This is a genomic window from Nitratireductor sp. (genome assembly GCF_017794765.1).
GTDB lineage: Bacteria > Pseudomonadota > Alphaproteobacteria > Rhizobiales > Rhizobiaceae > Nitratireductor.
The window spans coordinates 1,158,050-1,176,641 of record NZ_CP051236.1; the positions used below are offsets into that span (position 1 = coordinate 1,158,050).

16 protein-coding genes are annotated in these 18,592 nt (G+C 60.3%); 13 read left to right on the top strand and 3 right to left on the bottom strand.

Going from position 1 to position 18,592, the window contains the following annotated elements; translation table 11 throughout:
- Positions 1-17 precede the first annotated feature (17 nt).
- From phnF to HF949_RS05640, 9 genes are all read left to right on the top strand, one after another.
- Positions 18-773, top strand: coding sequence for a phosphonate metabolism transcriptional regulator PhnF (phnF, locus tag HF949_RS05600; RefSeq protein WP_292898878.1), 756 nt, complete (start codon positions 18-20; stop codon positions 771-773).
- 123 nt (positions 774-896) lie between these two features.
- On the top strand, positions 897-2,123 hold the full coding sequence (locus tag HF949_RS05605; protein ID WP_292898880.1) for an ABC transporter substrate-binding protein: 1,227 nt from the start codon (positions 897-899) through the stop codon (positions 2,121-2,123).
- 48 nt (positions 2,124-2,171) lie between these two features.
- The gene (locus tag HF949_RS05610) at positions 2,172-3,851 is read left to right on the top strand and encodes an ABC transporter permease (protein WP_292898882.1); all 1,680 of its coding nucleotides are present in this window, start codon (positions 2,172-2,174) and stop codon (positions 3,849-3,851) included.
- Positions 3,852-3,863: 12 nt separating this feature from the next.
- Positions 3,864-4,505 carry an ATP-binding cassette domain-containing protein gene (locus HF949_RS05615; protein ID WP_292898883.1) on the top strand — a complete coding sequence of 214 codons (642 nt, stop codon included), beginning with the start codon at positions 3,864-3,866 and terminating at the stop codon, positions 4,503-4,505.
- Positions 4,505-6,964 carry an ATP-dependent helicase HrpB gene (gene hrpB, locus HF949_RS05620; RefSeq protein ID WP_292898884.1) on the top strand — a complete coding sequence of 820 codons (2,460 nt, stop codon included), beginning with the start codon at positions 4,505-4,507 and terminating at the stop codon, positions 6,962-6,964. Before HF949_RS05615 ends, hrpB begins: the two co-directional genes overlap by 1 nt.
- Positions 6,965-7,002: 38 nt before the next feature.
- The gene (locus HF949_RS05625; RefSeq protein WP_292898886.1) at positions 7,003-8,337 is read left to right on the top strand and encodes an ActS/PrrB/RegB family redox-sensitive histidine kinase; all 1,335 of its coding nucleotides are present in this window, start codon (positions 7,003-7,005) and stop codon (positions 8,335-8,337) included.
- Between the two features lie 53 nt (positions 8,338-8,390).
- Positions 8,391-8,957, top strand: a complete 567-nt coding sequence (locus HF949_RS05630; RefSeq protein WP_292898888.1) for an ActR/PrrA/RegA family redox response regulator transcription factor — start codon at positions 8,391-8,393, stop codon at positions 8,955-8,957.
- 155 nt (positions 8,958-9,112) lie between these two features.
- On the top strand, positions 9,113-9,760 hold the full coding sequence (locus HF949_RS05635; protein WP_292898890.1) for a S24 family peptidase: 648 nt from the start codon (positions 9,113-9,115) through the stop codon (positions 9,758-9,760).
- Positions 9,760-10,383, top strand: a complete 624-nt coding sequence (locus HF949_RS05640) for a thermonuclease family protein (protein WP_292898892.1) — start codon at positions 9,760-9,762, stop codon at positions 10,381-10,383. Before HF949_RS05635 ends, HF949_RS05640 begins: the two co-directional genes overlap by 1 nt.
- 24 nt (positions 10,384-10,407) lie before the next feature.
- Here the strand turns inward: HF949_RS05640 and HF949_RS05645 are convergent, their stop codons facing one another.
- Positions 10,408-12,063 carry a lysine--tRNA ligase gene (locus tag HF949_RS05645; RefSeq protein ID WP_292898894.1) on the bottom strand — a complete coding sequence of 552 codons (1,656 nt, stop codon included), beginning with the start codon at positions 12,061-12,063 and terminating at the stop codon, positions 10,408-10,410.
- Positions 12,064-12,208: 145 nt separating this feature from the next.
- On the opposite strand from HF949_RS05645, the gene HF949_RS05650 reads away from it, so the two are divergent.
- The gene (locus HF949_RS05650; protein WP_292898896.1) at positions 12,209-12,622 is read left to right on the top strand and encodes a tellurite resistance TerB family protein; all 414 of its coding nucleotides are present in this window, start codon (positions 12,209-12,211) and stop codon (positions 12,620-12,622) included.
- A 61-nt stretch (positions 12,623-12,683) separates the two neighbouring features.
- Entirely contained in the window at positions 12,684-13,508 is an 825-nt protein-coding gene (locus tag HF949_RS05655; RefSeq protein WP_292898898.1) for a sterol desaturase family protein, read from the top strand.
- On the opposite strand, the gene HF949_RS05660 is transcribed toward HF949_RS05655, so the two are convergent.
- Positions 13,502-14,437 (bottom strand): transporter substrate-binding domain-containing protein, encoded by a 936-nt coding sequence (locus HF949_RS05660; protein ID WP_292898900.1) that lies wholly within the window; start codon positions 14,435-14,437, stop codon positions 13,502-13,504. The two genes, HF949_RS05655 and HF949_RS05660, sit on opposite strands and share 7 nt — an antisense overlap.
- 73 nt (positions 14,438-14,510) lie before the next feature.
- Here HF949_RS05660 and HF949_RS05665 point away from each other — a divergent pair, with 73 nt between their 5' ends.
- Positions 14,511-15,401 (top strand): helix-turn-helix transcriptional regulator, encoded by an 891-nt coding sequence (locus HF949_RS05665; protein ID WP_292898902.1) that lies wholly within the window; start codon positions 14,511-14,513, stop codon positions 15,399-15,401.
- Between the two features lie 236 nt (positions 15,402-15,637).
- Positions 15,638-17,578: a glycosyltransferase family 2 protein gene (locus HF949_RS05670; protein ID WP_292898904.1), complete on the top strand. Its 1,941-nt coding sequence runs from the start codon at positions 15,638-15,640 to the stop codon at positions 17,576-17,578.
- Here the strand turns inward: HF949_RS05670 and ppk2 are convergent.
- Complete coding sequence (gene ppk2, locus HF949_RS05675) at positions 17,555-18,454, bottom strand: polyphosphate kinase 2 (RefSeq protein WP_292898905.1); 900 nt, start codon at positions 18,452-18,454, stop codon at positions 17,555-17,557. The genes HF949_RS05670 and ppk2 overlap by 24 nt on opposite strands.
- Between the last annotated feature and the right edge of the window lie 138 nt (positions 18,455-18,592).

Below are 18,592 nucleotides of genomic sequence, written 5' to 3' on the forward strand. Positions count from 1 at the left end.
ATAGAAAAGCGGTGTAGATGGCCGAAACGATGATTGAAAGGCGCAGCGGTGTAGCTCTGTGGCGGCAGATCGCCGACCGTATGCGACGTGAGATCGGTGAAGGCGCGATTGGCAGTGATGGGCGTATGCCCCCCGAGATGGCTTTGGCCGAGCGCTTTGGTGTCAATCGTCACACGGTGCGCACGGCCATCGCCGCGCTTGTTCAGGAGGGGGTGCTCAGAGCCGAGCAGGGGCGAGGCACCTTTGTGGAAGGGCGAAAACGGCTTGCCTATCCCATCCGCAATCGCACGCGCTTCTCCGAGGGATTGGCCGGCCAGTCGCGCGGGCTTGCGGCCGACCTGCTCGCCCATGCGGTCGAAGCGGCGCCGATTGATGTCGCGCGCGCTCTGATGCTTGCTCCCGGCTCCCCCGTGATCCGGCTCGAAACACGCTCGCACGCTGACGGACGGCCCGTTTCCCGGGCCCGAAGCTGGTTTGATGCGCAACGGTTCTGCGGCATGGCGGAGGCATTTGGGCGCACGCACTCGATCACCGCAGCCTTCAGGGAACTGGGGCTTGCTGATTATCTGCGCCAGAGCACGACGGTAACGGCACGGCACGCCGACGCCGGTGACCTGGGAGACCTGAAGCTGTCGCCCGGCGCAATCGTCCTCGTCACCATCGCCATCAATGTGGATACCGAGGGCTCACCGGTGCAGTATTCCGAGACCCGCTTCGCTGCCGACCGGATCGAATTGCACATCCCTGGAGCGGGTACGGAGGCCGCCGGCTGATACTTCATTTCACCTGACGCTCACCGTGAAGTGACCGTAGCGCGAGGTGGTTTGCGTTGATTTGCGAAGTCACGGCGTGCTCTATCGTCGAGATTTCAATTCTGGGCGAGTCAGGGGATTTGCGTGAGGTCACTTGTTTTTTCGACGGCCATTCTGGCGCTCGGTGCCGTTTCCGCAAGCGCTGGTCAGGGCGGGCCCAATCCCGATGACTGGGCGTCTGTTCTGGAAGATGCGCGCGGGGAAACGGTCTATTTCAACGCCTGGGGCGGGTCGCAGAACATCAATGCCTATATCGAGTGGGCCGGTGCGGAACTGAAGGAACGCTACGGCGTCACGCTCAGACATGTGAAGCTTGAGGATACCGCGAGCGCAGTCGCCACCGTGGTCGCGGAAAAGGCGGCGGGCCGCGATGAGAGCGGGACGGTGGATCTCATCTGGATCAATGGCGAGAACTTTGCAGCCATGAAACGGCAGGGGTTGCTCCTATCTCCCGGCTGGGCGGAGAAATTGCCCAACTGGGCCTATGTGGACGTCGAAAACAAGCCGACCATCCGAACCGACTTCACCGTTCCTGTCGAAGGGCTGGAAAGCCCCTGGGGCATGGCGAAGCTCGTGTTTTTCTACGATTCCGCGCGTACGCAAGTGCACACCCTGCCGCAGGACGCGGACAGTCTGCTGAAATGGGCAAAGAAAAATCCGGGACGTTTTTCCTATCCGCAGCCGCCGGACTTCATAGGCACTTCGTTTTTGAAACAGGTGCTTGCCGAAACTGTCGAAAATCCCGAAATGCTCCAGGTGCCGGTCGATGAAGACACGTTCGATCAGGTAACCAGGCCCCTGTTTGACTATCTCGACGCGCTCAACCCGGTGATGTGGCGCTCGGGCCGTGCCTATCCACAGAATTACCCGGCGATGAAGCAGCTTCTGGCCGATTCAGAGCTCGACATCATCTTTGCCTTCAATCCAGCGGAAGCCTCGAATGCCATTGCCAATGGCGAATTGCCGGACACGGTGCGCTCCTTCACCTTTCCCGAAGGCACGCTTTCCAACACGCATTTTCTGACCATCCCCTACAACGCTACGGCCAAGGCGGGTGCGCTGGTTACGGCCAATTTTTTCCTTTCACCGGAGGCGCAGGCCCGCAAGCAGGATCCGGCGCGCTGGGGTGACCCGACGGTCCTTGCGCTCGACAAGCTGGAACCGGAAGAGCGCGCCCGCTTCGATGCCATCGACCTTGGCGTTGCGACATTGCGGCCGGATGAACTTGGCCCCGCACTGGACGAGCCGCATCCAAGCTGGATGGAGCGCATCGAAACCGAGTGGAAGCGCCGCTATGGGGTTGGCAATTAACCTGGTTGCTACGCGGGTGTTTCGGTTGCATTTCAAGCCTATGGCCCCATGCTGACGCGCCTCGGTCCCATTCTCGCCATAGGGCTCCTGACGGTCCCGGTCTTGTTCGGCCTGGCCGGCACCATCCTGCCTGCCTTCGGCTATCTGCCAGCCTTGGGCGGAACGTCGTTTAACCTTGCACCATTTCAGAGGCTGTTTGCCGAACCGGCCATCTTTATGTCGGCGCTGATGAGCCTTGCGGCGGGGCTCGTCACAGCTGCGTTTTCACTCCTGACCGTGATGCTTTTCACGGCCGCATGGGGCGGCACGCGCATTTTTGTGCGCATACAGCATCTCTTGTCGCCACTTCTGTCAGTGCCGCATGCGGCCACGGCATTCGCGCTAGCTTTCCTCATCGCGCCTTCCGGCCTGATCGCACGCATGATCTCGCCGGAACTGACTGGATGGCAGCGGCCGCCGGATCTCCTCATCATACATGATCCCCTCGGCCTTTCGATGATGGCGGGGCTGATCGTGAAGGAGATACCATTTCTACTGCTCGTCACGCTGGCAGCCCTGCCGCAGGTCAAGCCGGCGCGCATGCGGGCTTTGATCGCATCGATGGGATATGGGCGCATTTCCGGCTTCGTGTTTGGCCTCTGGCCCTCGATCTATCCGCAGATCCGCCTGCCGGTCTTCGCCGTCATAGCATTCGCCACCTCGGTGGTGGATGTCGCAGCCATACTGGGCCCCACAACGCCGGCGCCGCTCGCGGTGCGGCTTGTCAACTGGATGAACGACCCGGACCTGTCCATGCGCTTCCTCGCCTCGGCAGGTGCCATTCTGCAACTGGGCGTGACGGCGGCGGCAGTCGTCATCTGGATCGGATTGGAGAGGATTGGCGCGCGAGTGCGCGAGCGTCTTGCCTGTGCCGGGCGCCGGTTTCGGCGCGACGGCGTCCTGAGGCTAGGCGCGCTGGCCGTGATGCTCGCTTCGGCGGGAGCTATCTTTGCCGGCATGACGGCGCTGGCGCTGTGGTCTGTCGCGGGCCTCTGGCAATACCCCGACGTGCTGCCGGCGCGGTTCGAACTGCGCAACTGGATGCGCGTCCTGCCCAACCTCATGGAACCGCTGGCGACCACGTTGTCAGTTGCACTCGTCTCGACGGTGATCGCCGTGGTGATCGCCATACTCTGCTTCGCACGAGAGGACCAGACCGCAAGACCGCCGGGGCGCGGAGCGCTTACGGTGCTCTATCTGCCGTTGCTCGTGCCGCAGGTGGCCTTTCTGTTCGGGCTTCAACTGCTCTTCATTCTCGCCGGCATGGAGGCCACGTGGACAGCGCTTGTCTTCGCCCATCTCGTCTTCGTGCTGCCCTATGCCTGGCTCAGCCTGAGGGATCCGTGGCGTGCCTTCGACCGCCGTTATGATCAGATCGCGGCGGGCCTTGGGAAAGGCCCGGTCCGGCGCTTCTTTATCATCCGCCTGCCGATGCTGGCGCGGCCGCTGCTTGCGGTTGCAGCCATAGGGTTTTCCGTTTCGATCGGGCTCTATCTTCCTACGGTTCTGGTGGGCGCCGGCCGGCTGACCACCATCACCACGGAAGCGGTGGCGCTGGCTTCTGGCGGCAATCGCCGCGTGATCGGAATTTATGCCTTCATGCAAATGCTGTTGCCGGCCGCGGGCTTTGCCGTTGCCACCATTGTGCCGGCGCTGATATTCCGCCGTTATCGTGACATGCATGTTTGAACGGAAACGGATTTGACTGATACCGGGCTCTTCATCGATGGGGTGGCGATCACACTCGAAGGACGCGAGATTCTCTCGCTCACCAGGAAGGTTGCGCCCGGTGAAGTCCTGACCGTGATGGGGCCGTCTGGAGCGGGGAAATCCACACTGCTCGCCTATATCGGGGGGGTTCTCGATTCGGTTTTTTCAACCACGGGCCGGGTCTTCGTGGATGGTGTGGACGTGACGGCGCTCAAACCCGAAGACCGGCATATGGGCGTGCTGTTTCAGGATCCACTTCTGTTTCCGCATATGAGTGTCGGCGGCAATCTGATGTTCGCGCTGCCCGAGGCAGTGCGCGGCCGCGCTAAACGTGCAGCGCATGTTGCTCATGCATTGGAGGGTGTCGGCCTTGCAGGGCTTGAAAATCGGGATCCGGCCACGCTCTCCGGCGGGCAAAAAGCGCGGGTAGCGCTGGCTCGGGTGCTGGTTTCCTCGCCCCGCGCACTGCTTCTGGATGAACCTTTCTCCAAGCTTGATGCAGATCTTCGTGCGCAGACCCGTGAACTCGTCTTTTCCAAGGCGCGTGACAGTGGACTACCAGTGCTCCTCGTCACGCATGACGAGGCAGACGCAGAGGCCGCATGCGGTGACATCGTGCGGATTGGCGCGTGATGGAGGGGCTGAAACTGCCCGATCTGCCGGTAACGGAAGTGCTGCCGGCGCTCACTACCGAACTGAAGACCCGTGGCAAGGCAGTGCTCGTTGCACCGCCCGGAGCCGGCAAAACGACGCTTGCGCCGTTGGCGCTTCTGGACGCCCAATGGGCATCGCGCGGGCGCATTGTGCTCCTTGAACCTCGCCGGCTTGCCGCGCGGGCGGCCGCCCGGCGAATGGCGGCACTCCTTGGCGAAGAGCCGGGTGAGACCGTCGGCTATGCCATGCGCATGGAGCAAAAGGTCTCTGCCAGAACCCGCATTCTCGTGGTGACGGAAGGCGTTCTTGTCCGCATGATCGTCGATGATCCGGAGCTTTCGGGAATCTCCGCAGTGCTGTTCGACGAGTTTCACGAGCGCGCGCTGGATGGCGATTTCGCGCTGGCACTGGCGCTTGATGCGCAGGCTGCTCTGCGGCCGGATCTGCGGCTGCTGGTGATGTCGGCCACGCTTGATGGCGCGCGGGTCGCAGCGCTTTTGGGTGATGCGCCGGTGATCGAGAGCGAAGGGCGCAGTTTTCCCGTCGAACTGCGCCATGCGGAACGCCCTTCAGGCGAGCCCATCGAGGACACCATGGCGCGGACGGTGCGCGCGGTTCTGTCGGAGGAGGAGGGCAGCGTGCTTGCATTCCTGCCCGGTCAGCGCGAGATTGAGCGGACGGCCGAGCGTCTTGCCGGACGGCTGCCCGCCGATGTGGACATCACGCCACTTTATGGCGGTCTTGACGGGCGTGCGCAGGATGACGCCATCCGGCCCGCCGCCCAAGGTCGGCGCAAGGTGGTTCTGGCCACGGCCATTGCGGAAACCTCGGTGACCATTGACGGCGTTCGGGTGGTGATTGACAGCGGCCTGTCGCGCCTGCCGAAGTTCGAGCCCTCAACAGGCCTTACGCGGCTGGAAACAGTGCGCGTTTCGCGCGCTTCAGCCGATCAGCGCGCGGGCCGTGCGGGACGCACCGCGCCCGGTATTGCGCTTCGCCTCTGGCGCGCGGAGCAGACAGCGGCGCTGCCGGCGTTCACGCCACCGGAAATCCTGGAAGCGGATTTGTCGGACCTGCTCCTCGACTGTGCCGCCTTCGGCGTCAGCGATCCAGCATCTCTTTCCTTTCTCGATGTCCCGCCGGCTCCGGCGCTTGCCGAGGCGCGCGGTCTTCTGCGGCGACTTGGCGCACTGAACGAGAGCGGACGCCTCACACCGTCGGGCGAGGCGATGCGCCGTCTCGCCCTGCCGGTGCGGCTTGCGCATATGGTGGCGCGCGCGGCTGAAGATGGTCATGCGCTTGCCGCAGCCGAACTGGCCGTTCTCCTGTCGGAACGCGGGCTGGGTGGCCGGTCCGTCGATCTGGATGACCGGTTGCATCGCTTTCGCCGGGAGAAGGGCGCGCGGGCGGAAAAGGCACGTCATCTCGCAGAGCGGCTCGCCAGGACCGCAGGTGGCGCACGATCCGGTGAGGTACCGCAGGCGGGGGCTCTGCTGATCCACGCATGGCCGGACCGCGTTGCCAAAGCCCGCGGCGCACACGGGCATTTCGTGATGGCCAATGGGCGCGGCGGCGTGGTGGCACCGGAAGAGCGGCTTTCCGGCGCGAATTATCTCGTGGTGGCGGATCTACAGGGCCGGGCGCAGAACGCACGCATTGCCCAGGCAGCGGCCATCGGTGAAGACGACATCATTGCCGCACTCGGGGATCAGATCGAGGAAAGCACGGAGACGCGCTTCGATCGTGCTTCGGGATCGGTGCGACAGCGGCGTGTTCGCCGTCTTGGAGCGCTGATTTTGGCCGAGCAGGGGCTGCCGCCGCCATCAGGGCTCGAAGCCGACCGTGCACTAATCGATGCTGTCAGGGCGCACGGACTTTCGCTCCTGCCCTGGGACAGGGAGATGAACGCCCTGCGGGCCAAGCTTGCGTGGCTTCACGCGGCAAAGGGCGATCCCTGGCCGGATGTTTCGGATGTGGCGCTTCTCGAACGGCTGGATGATTGGCTTCTGCCATTTCTGAGCGGCGAGGCTTCACTTTCAAAACTGGCACCTCACAGCTTGCGTGGAGGGTTGACCGCACTTGTCCCGCACCAGTTGCAAAGGCGCATCGACCAGATGGCGCCCACCCACTACGATGCGCCTTCGGGCAGCCGTGTGCCCATCCGGTACGAGGCGGAGGGGCCGGTGCTGGCAATCCGCGTGCAGGAGCTTTTCGGCCTGACAGAGCATCCAACGGTCGCCGATGGCATCCCACTCAAACTGGAGCTTCTGTCGCCTGCCCACAGGCCAATCCAGACCACGCGCGATCTGCCGGGTTTCTGGGCCGGCTCGTGGGCGGATGTGCGTGCCGATATGCGTGGACGCTACCCGAAACATGTGTGGCCGGAAGATCCGGCCAGCGCAGCCGCGACACATCGCGCCAAACCACGCAGAAAATAACGCTTGGAGTGGGGGCGGACTTCCCCCATAACCCCGCCATGCTTGAAGACATCAGGGCCCACGATCCGAGCCACGGCCTGCGGCTCAACACTTTGATCAAGCTGCGTTGGCTGGCGATTATCGGCCAGAGCGCGGCCGTGATCGTTGTCGCCTTCGGGCTCGATTTTCCACTGCCGGTCGGCCTTTGCTTTGCACTGATCGCGGCTTCCGCCTGGCTTAATGTGCATCTGGCCATTCGCTACTCTGCGGCGCACAGGCTGGCGCCTGCGGCCGCGCTCGGCATTCTCACCTTCGATGCTTTCCAGCTGGCCGGTCTTCTTTTCATGACGGGCGGGTTAACCAATCCGTTCTCGCTCCTCATGACAGTACCCGTGGTTATCTCGGCCACATCACTACCGCTGCGCTGGACTGCGCTTCTTGGCTTTCTGGTGGTTGCCCTGACCACGGCTCTCGCCGTCTTTCATCGCCCGCTTCCATGGTTCCCCGGCACCGAGCTGGTAATGCCTCTTGTATACATTATCGGCGTGTGGATCGCGGTGGTCTCAAGCATCGCCTTCACAGGGGTTTATGCCTACCGGGTCGCAAAGGAAGCTCGGCTTCTGGCCAACGCGCTTGCCGCGACCGAACTGGTGCTACAGCGCGAGCAGCACATCTCTGCGCTCGACGGACTGGCGGCAGCCGCTGCTCACGAACTTGGCACTCCCCTTGCGACCATCGCGCTGGTGGCGCGCGAGATGGAGCGTGCGCTCGGCAAGGACGAGCGGTTCAGCGAGGATGTGACGCTGTTGCGCACACAGAGCGAACGGTGCCGGGAAATCCTGCGCCAGCTGACCAGCCTGTCGTCGGAAGGCGAGGCCCATATGGCGCGGCAGCCCTTTACCTCCCTGATCGAGGAAACTGCGGCCCCGCACCGTGATTTTGGTATCGATATCCGTCTGGAGCCAGGCGCGACGGAAGGGCCGGAACCAGTGGGGCGGCGCAATCCGGGGGTCATCTACGGGCTTGGCAATCTGGTGGAGAACGCGGTGGATTTCGCGCGCGAAAGCGTCACGATCCGCTGGCACTGGGATGCAGACACCGTCGGGCTTCTTGTGGTCGATGACGGCCACGGCTTCCCCGCCGAAATCCTGGATCGGATCGGTGAGCCCTATATGTCAAAGCGCTCGTCCGATGGCAGCAGTGGCGGGGGGCTCGGGTTGGGACTTTTCATTGCCAAGACGCTCCTTGAGCGTTCCGGCGCGCAGATCCGCTTTGGCAATCTTGCCGAAAAGGGCAAGGGTGCATTCGCGGAAGTCATCTGGCCGCGTTCGATCTTCGTCGTGCCTGAGGATAATCTGGATTCAGGCGAAAAGAGTCCTAAATTGGAAAGCTGACGGATTTAGGTTAGAAAGATTCCAGGAAAATTAATGTGCTGAACGTGCCGGATATGACAAGCAACACCGTGGAAGACCCGGAGGCGGCCCTGGGTGAAGACCGTTCCCTTCTCATTGTCGATGATGACAAACCGTTTTTGACGCGTTTGGCTCGGGCGATGGAGAGCCGTGGCTTCACGGTGGAAACAGCTGAAAGCGTGGAAGAAGCCATTGCGCACGCCAAAGCGGCTCCGCCGGCGTTCGCTGTTGTCGATATGCGGCTTGCCGATGGCAATGGCCTCGACGTGGTGGCCACCATACGCGAAAAGCGCAAGGATTCCCGCACGATCATCCTCACCGGCTACGGCAATATCGCCACCGCGGTCACCGCGGTAAAGCTTGGCGCGATCGATTATCTGGCCAAACCGGCAGATGCAGACGACATCTACGCGGCACTCACCCGGCAGGCTGGTGAGAAAGTGGCGCCTCCTGAAAACCCCATGTCCGCCGACCGGGTGCGCTGGGAGCATATCCAGCGGGTCTACGAAATGTGCGATCGCAATGTTTCGGAAACCGCGCGCAGGCTGAACATGCATCGGCGCACCTTGCAGCGTATTCTTGCCAAGCGTGCGCCGCGCTAGGGCTTTTTGGGTCAATTCGGACGCCGGCCCCGAAGCTGAGCCCGGGATTTTGCGTCCCGTAGGCTAACATGGGTTTATGGACAAGTTTCATAGCCAGCGTTAAAACAGGAAACAGGTATTTTTTCCTGTTTCACGGTCCCGGAAGGATGAGTAGCGTGCTCTCGCACGACAAGGTTTGGGCAGCCATAGACGCACTGGCTGTGCGTCACTCGCTTTCCGCCTCCGGCCTGGCCCGGAAGGCAGGCCTGGATTCGACTGCCTTCAACAAGTCCAAACGGCTTTCGGCGGACGGCCGGCCACGCTGGCCTTCTACAGAATCTCTTTCGAAGATCATGGAAGCGACCGGCACCACGATCTGGGAATTTGTCGCGCTGTTGCAGCACGATGGCAAACCATCCGAACCCTATGAACAGCCTCCATCGAGCGTTCCGCTGATCGGCTTTGCCCAGGCGGGAGCTGGTGGTTTCTTTGACGATGCGGGTTTCCCGTTGGGAGAAGGATGGGAGCACGTCGATCTGCCAGGGCAGGCGCATGAAGGCGCATATGCGCTTCAGGTGCAGGGGGAGTCCATGATGCCGCTGTATCGTGATGGCGATACGCTGATCGTGGACCCGACCGCGCGCCTGCGCCGCGGTGATCGTGTGGTGGTCAAGACTGCGGGTGGCGAGGTAATGGCAAAGGTTCTTTTGCGTCAGACGAGCCGGCAGGTAGAATTGCTTTCCCTCAACCCTGACCACCCCAATCGCGTTCTCGAAAAGTCGCAGATGGAGTGGATGGCGCGCATCATCTGGGCAAGTCAGTGATGCGCGGGCACCTGCGCCGCAGCATTTGGCTTCTGGCCGCCGCCGCGATGTTCGCGTCCTCTGGGTTCGGCCCTGCTGTAGCTCAGGACAGGCGGCAACCCCGCATCATCGCGCCTGAGCTCGTGGCGCCCCCGCCAATCGATGCCACCGGGTTGAAGCGCGCGGATCCGCGCATACCGTTGAGCGAACTTGGTGCGCCCGCGCCCGAACCAAAGTCTCAGGACACGCTCTACTACCGACCGATCGCAATCGCCGCGGGCATGTTTGAATCCGAGGGGCACACCATCACCGTTGCGGGTATCCGCGTCATTGCTCCCGACAGGGTTTGTGATGCAACTGATGGCGGTGCGTGGCCCTGTGGCAAGCGTGCCCGCACGGCGTTTCGGTACTGGTTGCGCGGGCGCGCAGTGGAGTGCCACGTTGAGGAGAAGACGGACAAGGCCGCTGCGGAACAAGCGGGCGACAAACCGATGCGCTGTTCTCTTGCAGGCTATGATGTCGGGACGTGGCTGGTCGAAAACGGTTGGGCGCTGTCCGAGACCGGAGGCCCCTATACGGAGGCAGAAAAGGCGGCCCGCGATGCCGGCAAGGGCATATTCAGTGGCGGGCCGTCTGGTTCATGATCAAACGCTGAATACGGCTTGGCTTCAGAGTTTGCCGGTGAGCGCTGCGGTGATCAGGGCGCGGGTTTCCGCGATCCCGTAAAGCGCTGCAAAGGAGCCGAAGCGTGGGCCCCGTTCCTGTCCCAGAAGCACCTGATAGAGCATCTGGAAAAATGCCACCGAAACGCCCGGCCCCCCATTCGGGCTCTTGCGCTTGTGATCCTGATAGCGCTCGATGCCGCGGGCCACATCCAGAATGGCATTCTGGATCGCTTCGCCATCGGCATCTGCCGGCAGGGCACCAAGTGCATCGTTGATGCCGGCCAGCGCCTCGCGTTCGACCTCGTCGGGGGTGCGGAATGCTTTGGATGGCTTTACGAAATCCTCGAAATAGCGCAACGCGTAGCCGGTAAGACGGTCGAGCTCGGGATGTGTCTGCGGTGTGACACCGGGCGCATAGCGCGAGATAAAACCCCAAAGAACGTCCGTGTTCTGCGCGTTGGATGCGCTGACGAGGTTGAGCAGCAGCGCAAACGGCACGGGAAGTTCGGTGGCCGGCGGATTGCCGTCATGAATGTGCCAGACCGGGTTGCCCAGCCGGTTCTTCCAGTCCTGGCGGTCATAGGCCGACAGGAAGGTGTAATACTCGTCAACCGCACGCGGTATGACATCGAAATAGAGCTTCTTGGCCGCCTTCGGCTTCTGGAACATGTATAGGGAAAGGCTCTCCGTCGGCGCATAGGCGAGCCATTCGTCAATGGTCAGGCCATTGCCCTTGGATTTGGAGATCTTCTGGCCGTTCTCGTCGAGGAACAGCTCGTAGTTGAACCCTTCCGGCGGCTCTTTGCCGAGCGCCGTGCAGATCTGCGCCGCCAGCTTGACACTGTCGATCAGGTCCTTGCCGGACATTTCATAGTCGACGCCAAGAGCTGCCCAGCGCATCGCCCAGTCGGGCTTCCACTGCAGCTTGCAGTGCCCGCCGGTCACGGGTGTCTCGAACATTTCGCCGCTCTCGGGGTCACGCCAGACGATGGTGCCGGCGTCGACCTTGCGTTCTTCAAGAGGCACCTGCATCACCACGCCGGTTTTCGGGTGGATCGGCAGAAAGGGCGAATAGGTCTGCGCACGCTCCTCGCGGAGAGATGGCAGCATGATGTCCATCACCGCGTCATAGCGCTCCAGCAGCGTGCGGAGCATCTCGTCAAAACGGCCCGAGGCATAATACTCGGTCGAGGAGGCAAATTCGTAGTCGAAGCCGAACTGGTCAAGAAACGCTCTCAACCGGGCATTGTTGGCCGCGCCGAAGGAAGGATACTCGTTGGAGAACGGGTCCGGCACCTGTGTCAGCGGCTTGCCAAGATGGGAGCGCAGCATCTCCTTGTTGGGCACATTGTCGGGGACCTTCCGCAACCCGTCCATATCGTCTGAGAAGCAAAGAATCCGGGTTTTGACCCTGTCCTCGGTGAGCACGCGAAAAGCATGCCGCACCATGGAGGTGCGCGCCACTTCGCCGAAGGTGCCGATATGGGGCAGACCGGAGGGACCGTAGCCCGTTTCAAACAGAACGGTGTCGGGGAAGGCGCCGCCCTCGTAGCGTTTGACGATTTTGCGCGCTTCTTCGAAGGGCCAGGCCTTGCTTTCGGCTGCGGCCTCCATCACTTCGGGCGTCAATTCAAGCGCGTCTCGGCTTGCCGTCGTCATGTCGCTTTCCAGGGTTTGGGTTTCATCAAAAGCAATGCCTGTAAGGCGGCTCAGGCGGTGCGTCAATCGAAGCGGCGATTTTTCATTGCGACATGACGCCCGGCTACCTACTTTCAGGCTCCATTGTTTGCCAGCGGAGATTGAGATGGCCGAGCCGACCGCCCACGAAGCCCTGATCTATTTGATGGTTGTCATGTCGGCCGCTGACCGGGACATGACCGACGCGGAGCTCGCCATAATCGGAGACACGATTCGTTCCTGGCCGGTGTTCAGGGAATTCGATGACAACCGCATTATCGAAGTGGCGCGTCAGTGCCAGCAGATCCTTCAGGAAGACAGCGGTCTCGAGCGCATCCTGAGTGCCGTGCGCGACACCGTGCCGGCGAAACTGCACGACACGGCCTATGCACTGGCGGTCGAGGTCGCGGCTGCCGACATGCATGTCGAGCCTGAAGAAAAGCGCATGCTTCATATCGTCCGAAGCCGGCTGCATCTCGAGCCTCTCGTGGCAGCGGCCATTGAGCGAACAGTTCAGGCCCGCAAACGTACACTTGCCTGATCGGGTGCCCGCTCAAGCGCATGTGACTGGCGTTTGATCGGCATTGCGGAATAATGGCGCCATGACCTCGTTTCTGTTCTCCGAAGCGGCAATCCGTCTCTTCGCATTCATCGGCATATTTGCAGCCATGGGGCTATACGAACTCTGGTCGCCACGTCTGGAGCGACCGGAGATGACCGGTGCGCTGAAATCGCGCCGGTGGTTCGCAAATCTTTCCATGGTTTTGATTTCATCGGTAATGCTCAGGGTGGTTTTCCCGGCGGCCGCGGTGGGAGCTGCGCTTTGGGCCGAAGCACGTGGCTTTGGGCTCTTCCACGGCGTGGGCGTCGATCCGCTTCTCGCGGGACTGGTATCGTTTGTCGTGCTTGATTTCGCGGTCTGGCTCGAACATCTGGCAAGCCACAAGATTCCGGTCTTGTGGCGCATTCATCGCATGCATCATGCCGACAATGGTTTTGACGTGACCACAGGTCTGCGTTTCCACCCACTCGAAATTCTTCTTTCGATGGCATGGAAGGCGGTTATTGTCGTTCTTCTCGGCGCGCCGGTTTTATCCGTTCTGTTTTTCGAGATTGTCCTGAACGGTATGTCGATGTTCAACCACTCGAATGTGAGGCTTCCGCTCGGGCTTGATCGAGTGCTCCGGCTGCTTGTGGTGACCCCGGATATGCATCGCGTCCATCATTCCACAATAAGACGGGAGACGGATTCCAATTACGGCTTCAACTTTCCGTTTTGGGATCGTTTGTTCGGCACCTATATCGCCCAGCCGAAACTGGGCCATGAGGGCATGGACATCGGCTTGTCCGCCTATCGCGGCACCTTTACGGCAACGCTTCTTTGGATGCTGGCCCTGCCATTTCGCTCGTTGCGACGGGATCAGTAGAAACCAATGGGAAAATAACGCAGGTAAATATCCGTGAAACGCCCGCCTGTGTCGATGTTGTGAAGGGCGAAATCGATCGCCTGCGCAAGTTGGGGCATATCGCGCGGTATGGCGATTGCCAGACCCTGCCCCAGATATTCTGGCGCCAGATAAGGTCCACCTGCGAAAGCGCAGCAGTTTTCGGAGTCCCGGCCCGCAAGCCAGAAGCTCAGTTTCACGCCATCGCCGAAGATGCCATCGATCCTGCCCGACTTCAGGTCGTCGAAGAGCCAGTCGGTCCGGCTATACACAACGCTTTGCGCCCGCGGGAAGAGATCGCGCAACAGCATTTCGTGGGCGCTGGCGCCGATGACGCCAATCCGTTTGCCGGCGATATTTGCGTGAAGCGGTTCAGAAAGCTTCCCTCCGCGTCGGGTAACAAGCCGCGCAGGGAAGCGTAGATAAGGACGTGAAAACAGATAGCGCTCTCGGTTTTCAGCCGTGATCGCCATCCCCGCGATGATCGCCTCGCCCTGGTTGTTCTCAATCGCTGGGCCGAGTTCATCCCAGGGCAAAGCCTGCACCTGGCAACGTTCCATCATCTCAAGCTCAGCGCAAATCTCCCGCGCAAGATCGATATGGAGGCCGCTGAGCCGGTTCTCAGCGTCCAGATAGTTGAACGGATAGAAATCGACCGTGGTCAGAAAACGCAGTCTCGCCAAAGCGGAAAGGTCTGGCTTTGATTGCCGTTGCTTGGGTTCCCAAAAGCCCGGAGGAGCTGTGTCCTCTGCGATAGTGATCTGCGTGGGATAGAAGAAGAACAGGGCAATCGCAATTTGAAGAATGGGCAATTTCATTGCTTTTAACGCATAGCCGGCAAATATTTTGCAAGTTGGCTTGATGAAAAGTTTTGTGGGCTGTTCTTCAACATTTTTAAATTCTTGCTTCATCGCGGTATATAGTCGTCAGATGACGCGTGAAAATTCTGCGCGCGGGGCGGCATGACGGCGGGGACGAATACATATGTTCGATTTTGTGAGGACACGGGCCTTTGTTCAGCAAATTCAAAAGGCCCGGAGCCCGCTCGCCATTTGTAGTACACTCATTTCGTTTACCGAAAACTACGGTCTTCATGCTGTTTGCGCCGGCACACTTCCCGCGAAGGGCAGTACACCTGGCGATCAGGTCGGGCATATCGTGCTCAGCAGCTGGCCAGCGGAATGGATCGACCGCTACGTTTCGTGCAACTACATCTTTCATGATCCAATCGTAGACCATATGCGCCAAAGCGGGAATGCCATTTTATGGCGCGATATTCTGAAAACACATGACGCCTCGCGCAAAGCCTCAAAGCTTCTGAGCGAGGCACGTGATTTCAGGCTGGCCGACGGCATTGCCATGTCGTTCACCACTCTTGAGGGCGATCTGATCGTCATGTCTTTTGGCGGTGAGCGGGTTGAACTGTCTGCGTCCGAGCTGCAGATGATCTGGTTCGCTTCGTCCTACGCGATTGGGCACGCACTGAATTTACGCGGCAAGGATCGCTTTACAGAGCTTGAAGGTCTCGAAAAGGAATGTTTGCAACTCGCGGTCCGGGGCCGGTCGATTGCGGAAATCGCTGAGCGGCTTGCCATCACGGAAGATGACGTAAGAGGCGAGCTTCAACGCGCCAGACAGAAAGTCGGTCCCGGTCATGCATCGTATCGGCAGAGCGAGTTGCCACGTTTGACGCCGCGGGAGAAGGAATGCCTGCAGTGGGCGGCGTTTGGAAAATCGGAATGGGAAGTCTCGCAGATACTTGGGATCTCCGAGCATACGGCGGAAAAACATCTTCTCAACGCAAAGACAAAACTGGGCGCTTCAAATCGTGTGCATGCAGTCGCCGAAGCGATTCGGTGTGGCGTTCTTGATTGAAGGCCAAGAACGGGGGGGGTGGTGTCAATTTTAATATATTCTTACATAAGTTGCAGAGGATGGATTATTGTGCTGCTATAGTTGAAGTCTGGCGGGGGAGAGACTTATGAAGTATGTTTTACAACTATCGCGCGCATTTTTTGATGCCAACTCGCGTTTTATTGGCGGCTATGCTCTAGTCCAGAGAGGCCTGAGCGAAAAGAAGAGTCTGGCATATAGACAGGTCGCCTGATGGGATGGTGGATCATCTCGTCGAAGGTCGGACGATCGTAGACAAATCCGGGGAAATCAGCGAGGAAGAGGGGTTACCAGACGCAGCTGTCCCGTCTGCCGTTGCGGACTGGCTGCCGATCCTCAAAACCCTCTCAATCCCTGAAGACGAAGCGCACCGCGTTGACGCGCGGGCCAGGATGGCCGGGTTCTGTTTTCAGACGGAGCTTCTGTCGTCCGGCCTCGTGTCCGAACGGGCTTTGTTCATTGCTCTTGCGCAGCATCTCGGATTGGCCTTCGTCTCCCGGGTGGATCCCGACGCGCTTGTCATGCGTGAGAAACAGGGCCTGGCCGCGCTTGGACGTCGCGGAGGAGCGCGCGTGAGCCTGATTGTAGACGAGCCCGGGCTGTCTGTAGTGCTCATTGCCCCGGACAAGCTCAACATTCCGGCTTTAAGATCGTTTGTGCAACGTTATCCGCGCGCCTCCACACGGATTCGAGTCGTGCAGCCCACCGTATTGCGAGATGCGATTTCGTCGCGGTCTCAGAACGCGCTTATGCGTATTGCCACGGAAGAACTGTTTTCGATCGCACCGGAGATGTCTGCGCGCTTTGTCGCCAATGCATGGCAGGGAGCAGTGCTGGGGGCCGGTCTTGTTTCTTTGGCCTTTGCTGCCCTCTTTTCGCCTTGGCTGACACTCCTGGTGCTGCACGGATTGTTTTCTTTGGCTTTTTTCTCGTGCGTCCTTTTAAGAGTCATCATTCGGATGAGTGGATGCCGGCCGTCGCAGCCGTCTATCACAACCGTCCGTCCGGCAGAGATGCCTGTCTATTCGGTGCTGATCGCGCTCTACAGGGAGGCGGAGATCGTTCCCGATCTGCTGGTCGCGCTTGGCAAGATCGTCTGGCCACGCGCCAAGCTTGAGATCAAGCTGGTCTGCGAACAGGATGATGGCGAGACGCTGGCAGCCCTGCGCGCACAGGAATTGCGACCTTATATCGAGGTCATTGAAGTGCCTGCGGGCGGGCCGCGCACCAAGCCGAAAGCCCTGTCATACGCACTCCCGATGACGTCGGGAACCTTCGTTGCCCTCTATGATGCGGAGGACCGTCCACACCCGTTCCAGCTCGTCGAAGCCTGGCATGCCTTCCGCAACGCGGATGAGCGGCTTGCCTGTGTCCAGGCGCCTCTGAGCATCTCCAATCGACGTGAGAGCTGGGTGTCGGCGATGTTCGCGCTCGAATACGCAGCACTCTTCCGTGCGGTGCTGCCATGGTTGGCGCGGCGCGGTTTAATGATGCCCCTGGGTGGCACCTCGAACCACTTCCGCCGGTCTGCGCTTGAGGACGCTGGCGGGTGGGATCCCTACAATGTGACGGAAGATGCGGACCTCGGCGCTCGCCTTTGTCGGTTCGGGTATCGGACGGACGTGATCTGCAATGCCACGCAGGAGGATGCTCCGACAGATATTCGCACCTGGCTGCCTCAGCGCACCCGCTGGTTCAAGGGATGGGTTCAGACCTGGCTTGTCCATATGCGAAACCCCTTCGCAACGGCTCGCGAAGTTGGGATGCCATCTTTCTTGATCATGCAGGTGTTGTTCGCAGGCATGGTGCTGTCGGCACTGGCCTATGGTGTGTTCTGGGCGACCACTCTTGGGATCGGCATCTACTGGATTTTCGGCGGCGTATTCAGACCTGTGGAAGGTCTGTTGTTGCTCATCGATACCGCGAATGTGGTTTTGGGCCATGCAGCCTTTTTGATGCTGGGCTGGTCGACGCTCCACAAGACCGAAAGATCGGGCTTCTGGAAGCGCGTTCTGTGGACCCCGGCTTATTGGTGTCTGATGTCGGTCGCCGCGTGGCGTTGCGTCTGGCAACTCTACTGGAATCCCCATCACTGGGAGAAAACGCCACACAAAAGACGCCATCAAGTCCGGGTTTCAATCCAGAAACCCGGGGCCTGAACCGATGATAAGCTGATCTTCCTGGCCGATGGCCTCAAGGTCGCGGCCGTCATAGGCAATTGACAGAAGCATCCGGCGAATGACCGCGAGGCGTGCCCGTCGCTTGTCATTCGCCCGCACGATCGTCCACGGCGCATGGGCGCTGTGCGTGCGCTCGAGCATGAGATCGCGCATACGGGTATAATCATCCCATTTCTTTATGCCGGCGACATCCATCGACGAGAATTTCCAGTATTTAAGCCGGCTGTGTCGACGGTCATGAAATCGCCCGAGCTGCGTTTCCTGGCCGATATTCAGCCAGAACTTGAAGAAATGAATGCCGTCATTGACGATGGCGCGTTCGAAATCCGGGGCTTCATCCAGGAACTGCTCGTGTTGCGCAGGCGTACAGAAACCCATTACGGGCTCGACGCCGCCCCGATTGTACCAGGACCGATCGAAGGTGACCAACTCCCCACTGGTTGGGAAATGTGCCACATAACGCTGAAAATACCATTGGCCCCGCTCGGTTTCGCTGGGCTTGGGCAAGGCAACATTGCGTGCGCTGCGTGGGTTGAGGTATGCGCGAATGCGCGAAATCGTACCGCCCTTGCCGGCGGCGTCCCGGCCTTCAAACAGAGCCATGACGCGGGCACCGCTTTTCTGCATCCAGGCCTGGAGTTTGACGAGTTCAACCTGAAGTGCCTCTAGCTGCTCTTCATAATCGTCCCTGTCGAGCTTTTCGTCATAGGGATATCCGCCCGCCGTCAGTTCCTTGTCCTTGATCCAGTCTGGAAGGTCCGGATCGTTTATGTCGAACTCCCTTTTCTTGCCAGCCAGGGACAGCTTGATGGGTTCGATTTTTTCCAGGGCGGGGTTTTCCAGAGGCTTGTTCATAAAATCGATCCTGAACCGTGGGAGTGTCCATGCTATTTGCAGCTTGATACAAGGTCCAGCGGCGAAGGCAAAGCAACAACAGGTCTTCATGAAACGAACCCGGGAAACTGCGTGCTGGCGTCCACGGGGATAAAGTTG

Excerpts from the sequence above, each read along its gene's own strand:
- phnF (WP_292898878.1), top strand. The coding sequence starts at position 18 with ATGGCCGAAACGATGATTGAAAGGCGCAGCGGTGTAGCTCTGTGGCGG.
- HF949_RS05610 (WP_292898882.1), top strand. The coding sequence starts at position 2,172 with ATGCTGACGCGCCTCGGTCCCATTCTCGCCATAGGGCTCCTGACGGTC.
- hrpB (WP_292898884.1), top strand. The coding sequence starts at position 4,505 with ATGGAGGGGCTGAAACTGCCCGATCTGCCGGTAACGGAAGTGCTGCCG.
- HF949_RS05625 (WP_292898886.1), top strand. The coding sequence starts at position 7,003 with ATGCTTGAAGACATCAGGGCCCACGATCCGAGCCACGGCCTGCGGCTC.
- HF949_RS05630 (WP_292898888.1), top strand. The coding sequence starts at position 8,391 with ATGACAAGCAACACCGTGGAAGACCCGGAGGCGGCCCTGGGTGAAGAC.
- HF949_RS05640 (WP_292898892.1), top strand. The coding sequence starts at position 9,760 with ATGCGCGGGCACCTGCGCCGCAGCATTTGGCTTCTGGCCGCCGCCGCG.
- HF949_RS05645 (WP_292898894.1), bottom strand. The coding sequence starts at position 12,063 with ATGACGACGGCAAGCCGAGACGCGCTTGAATTGACGCCCGAAGTGATG.
- HF949_RS05650 (WP_292898896.1), top strand. The coding sequence starts at position 12,209 with ATGGCCGAGCCGACCGCCCACGAAGCCCTGATCTATTTGATGGTTGTC.
- HF949_RS05655 (WP_292898898.1), top strand. The coding sequence starts at position 12,684 with ATGACCTCGTTTCTGTTCTCCGAAGCGGCAATCCGTCTCTTCGCATTC.
- HF949_RS05660 (WP_292898900.1), bottom strand. The coding sequence starts at position 14,437 with ATGAAGCAAGAATTTAAAAATGTTGAAGAACAGCCCACAAAACTTTTC.
- HF949_RS05665 (WP_292898902.1), top strand. The coding sequence starts at position 14,511 with ATGTTCGATTTTGTGAGGACACGGGCCTTTGTTCAGCAAATTCAAAAG.
- HF949_RS05670 (WP_292898904.1), top strand. The coding sequence starts at position 15,638 with ATGGTGGATCATCTCGTCGAAGGTCGGACGATCGTAGACAAATCCGGG.
- ppk2 (WP_292898905.1), bottom strand. The coding sequence starts at position 18,454 with ATGAACAAGCCTCTGGAAAACCCCGCCCTGGAAAAAATCGAACCCATC.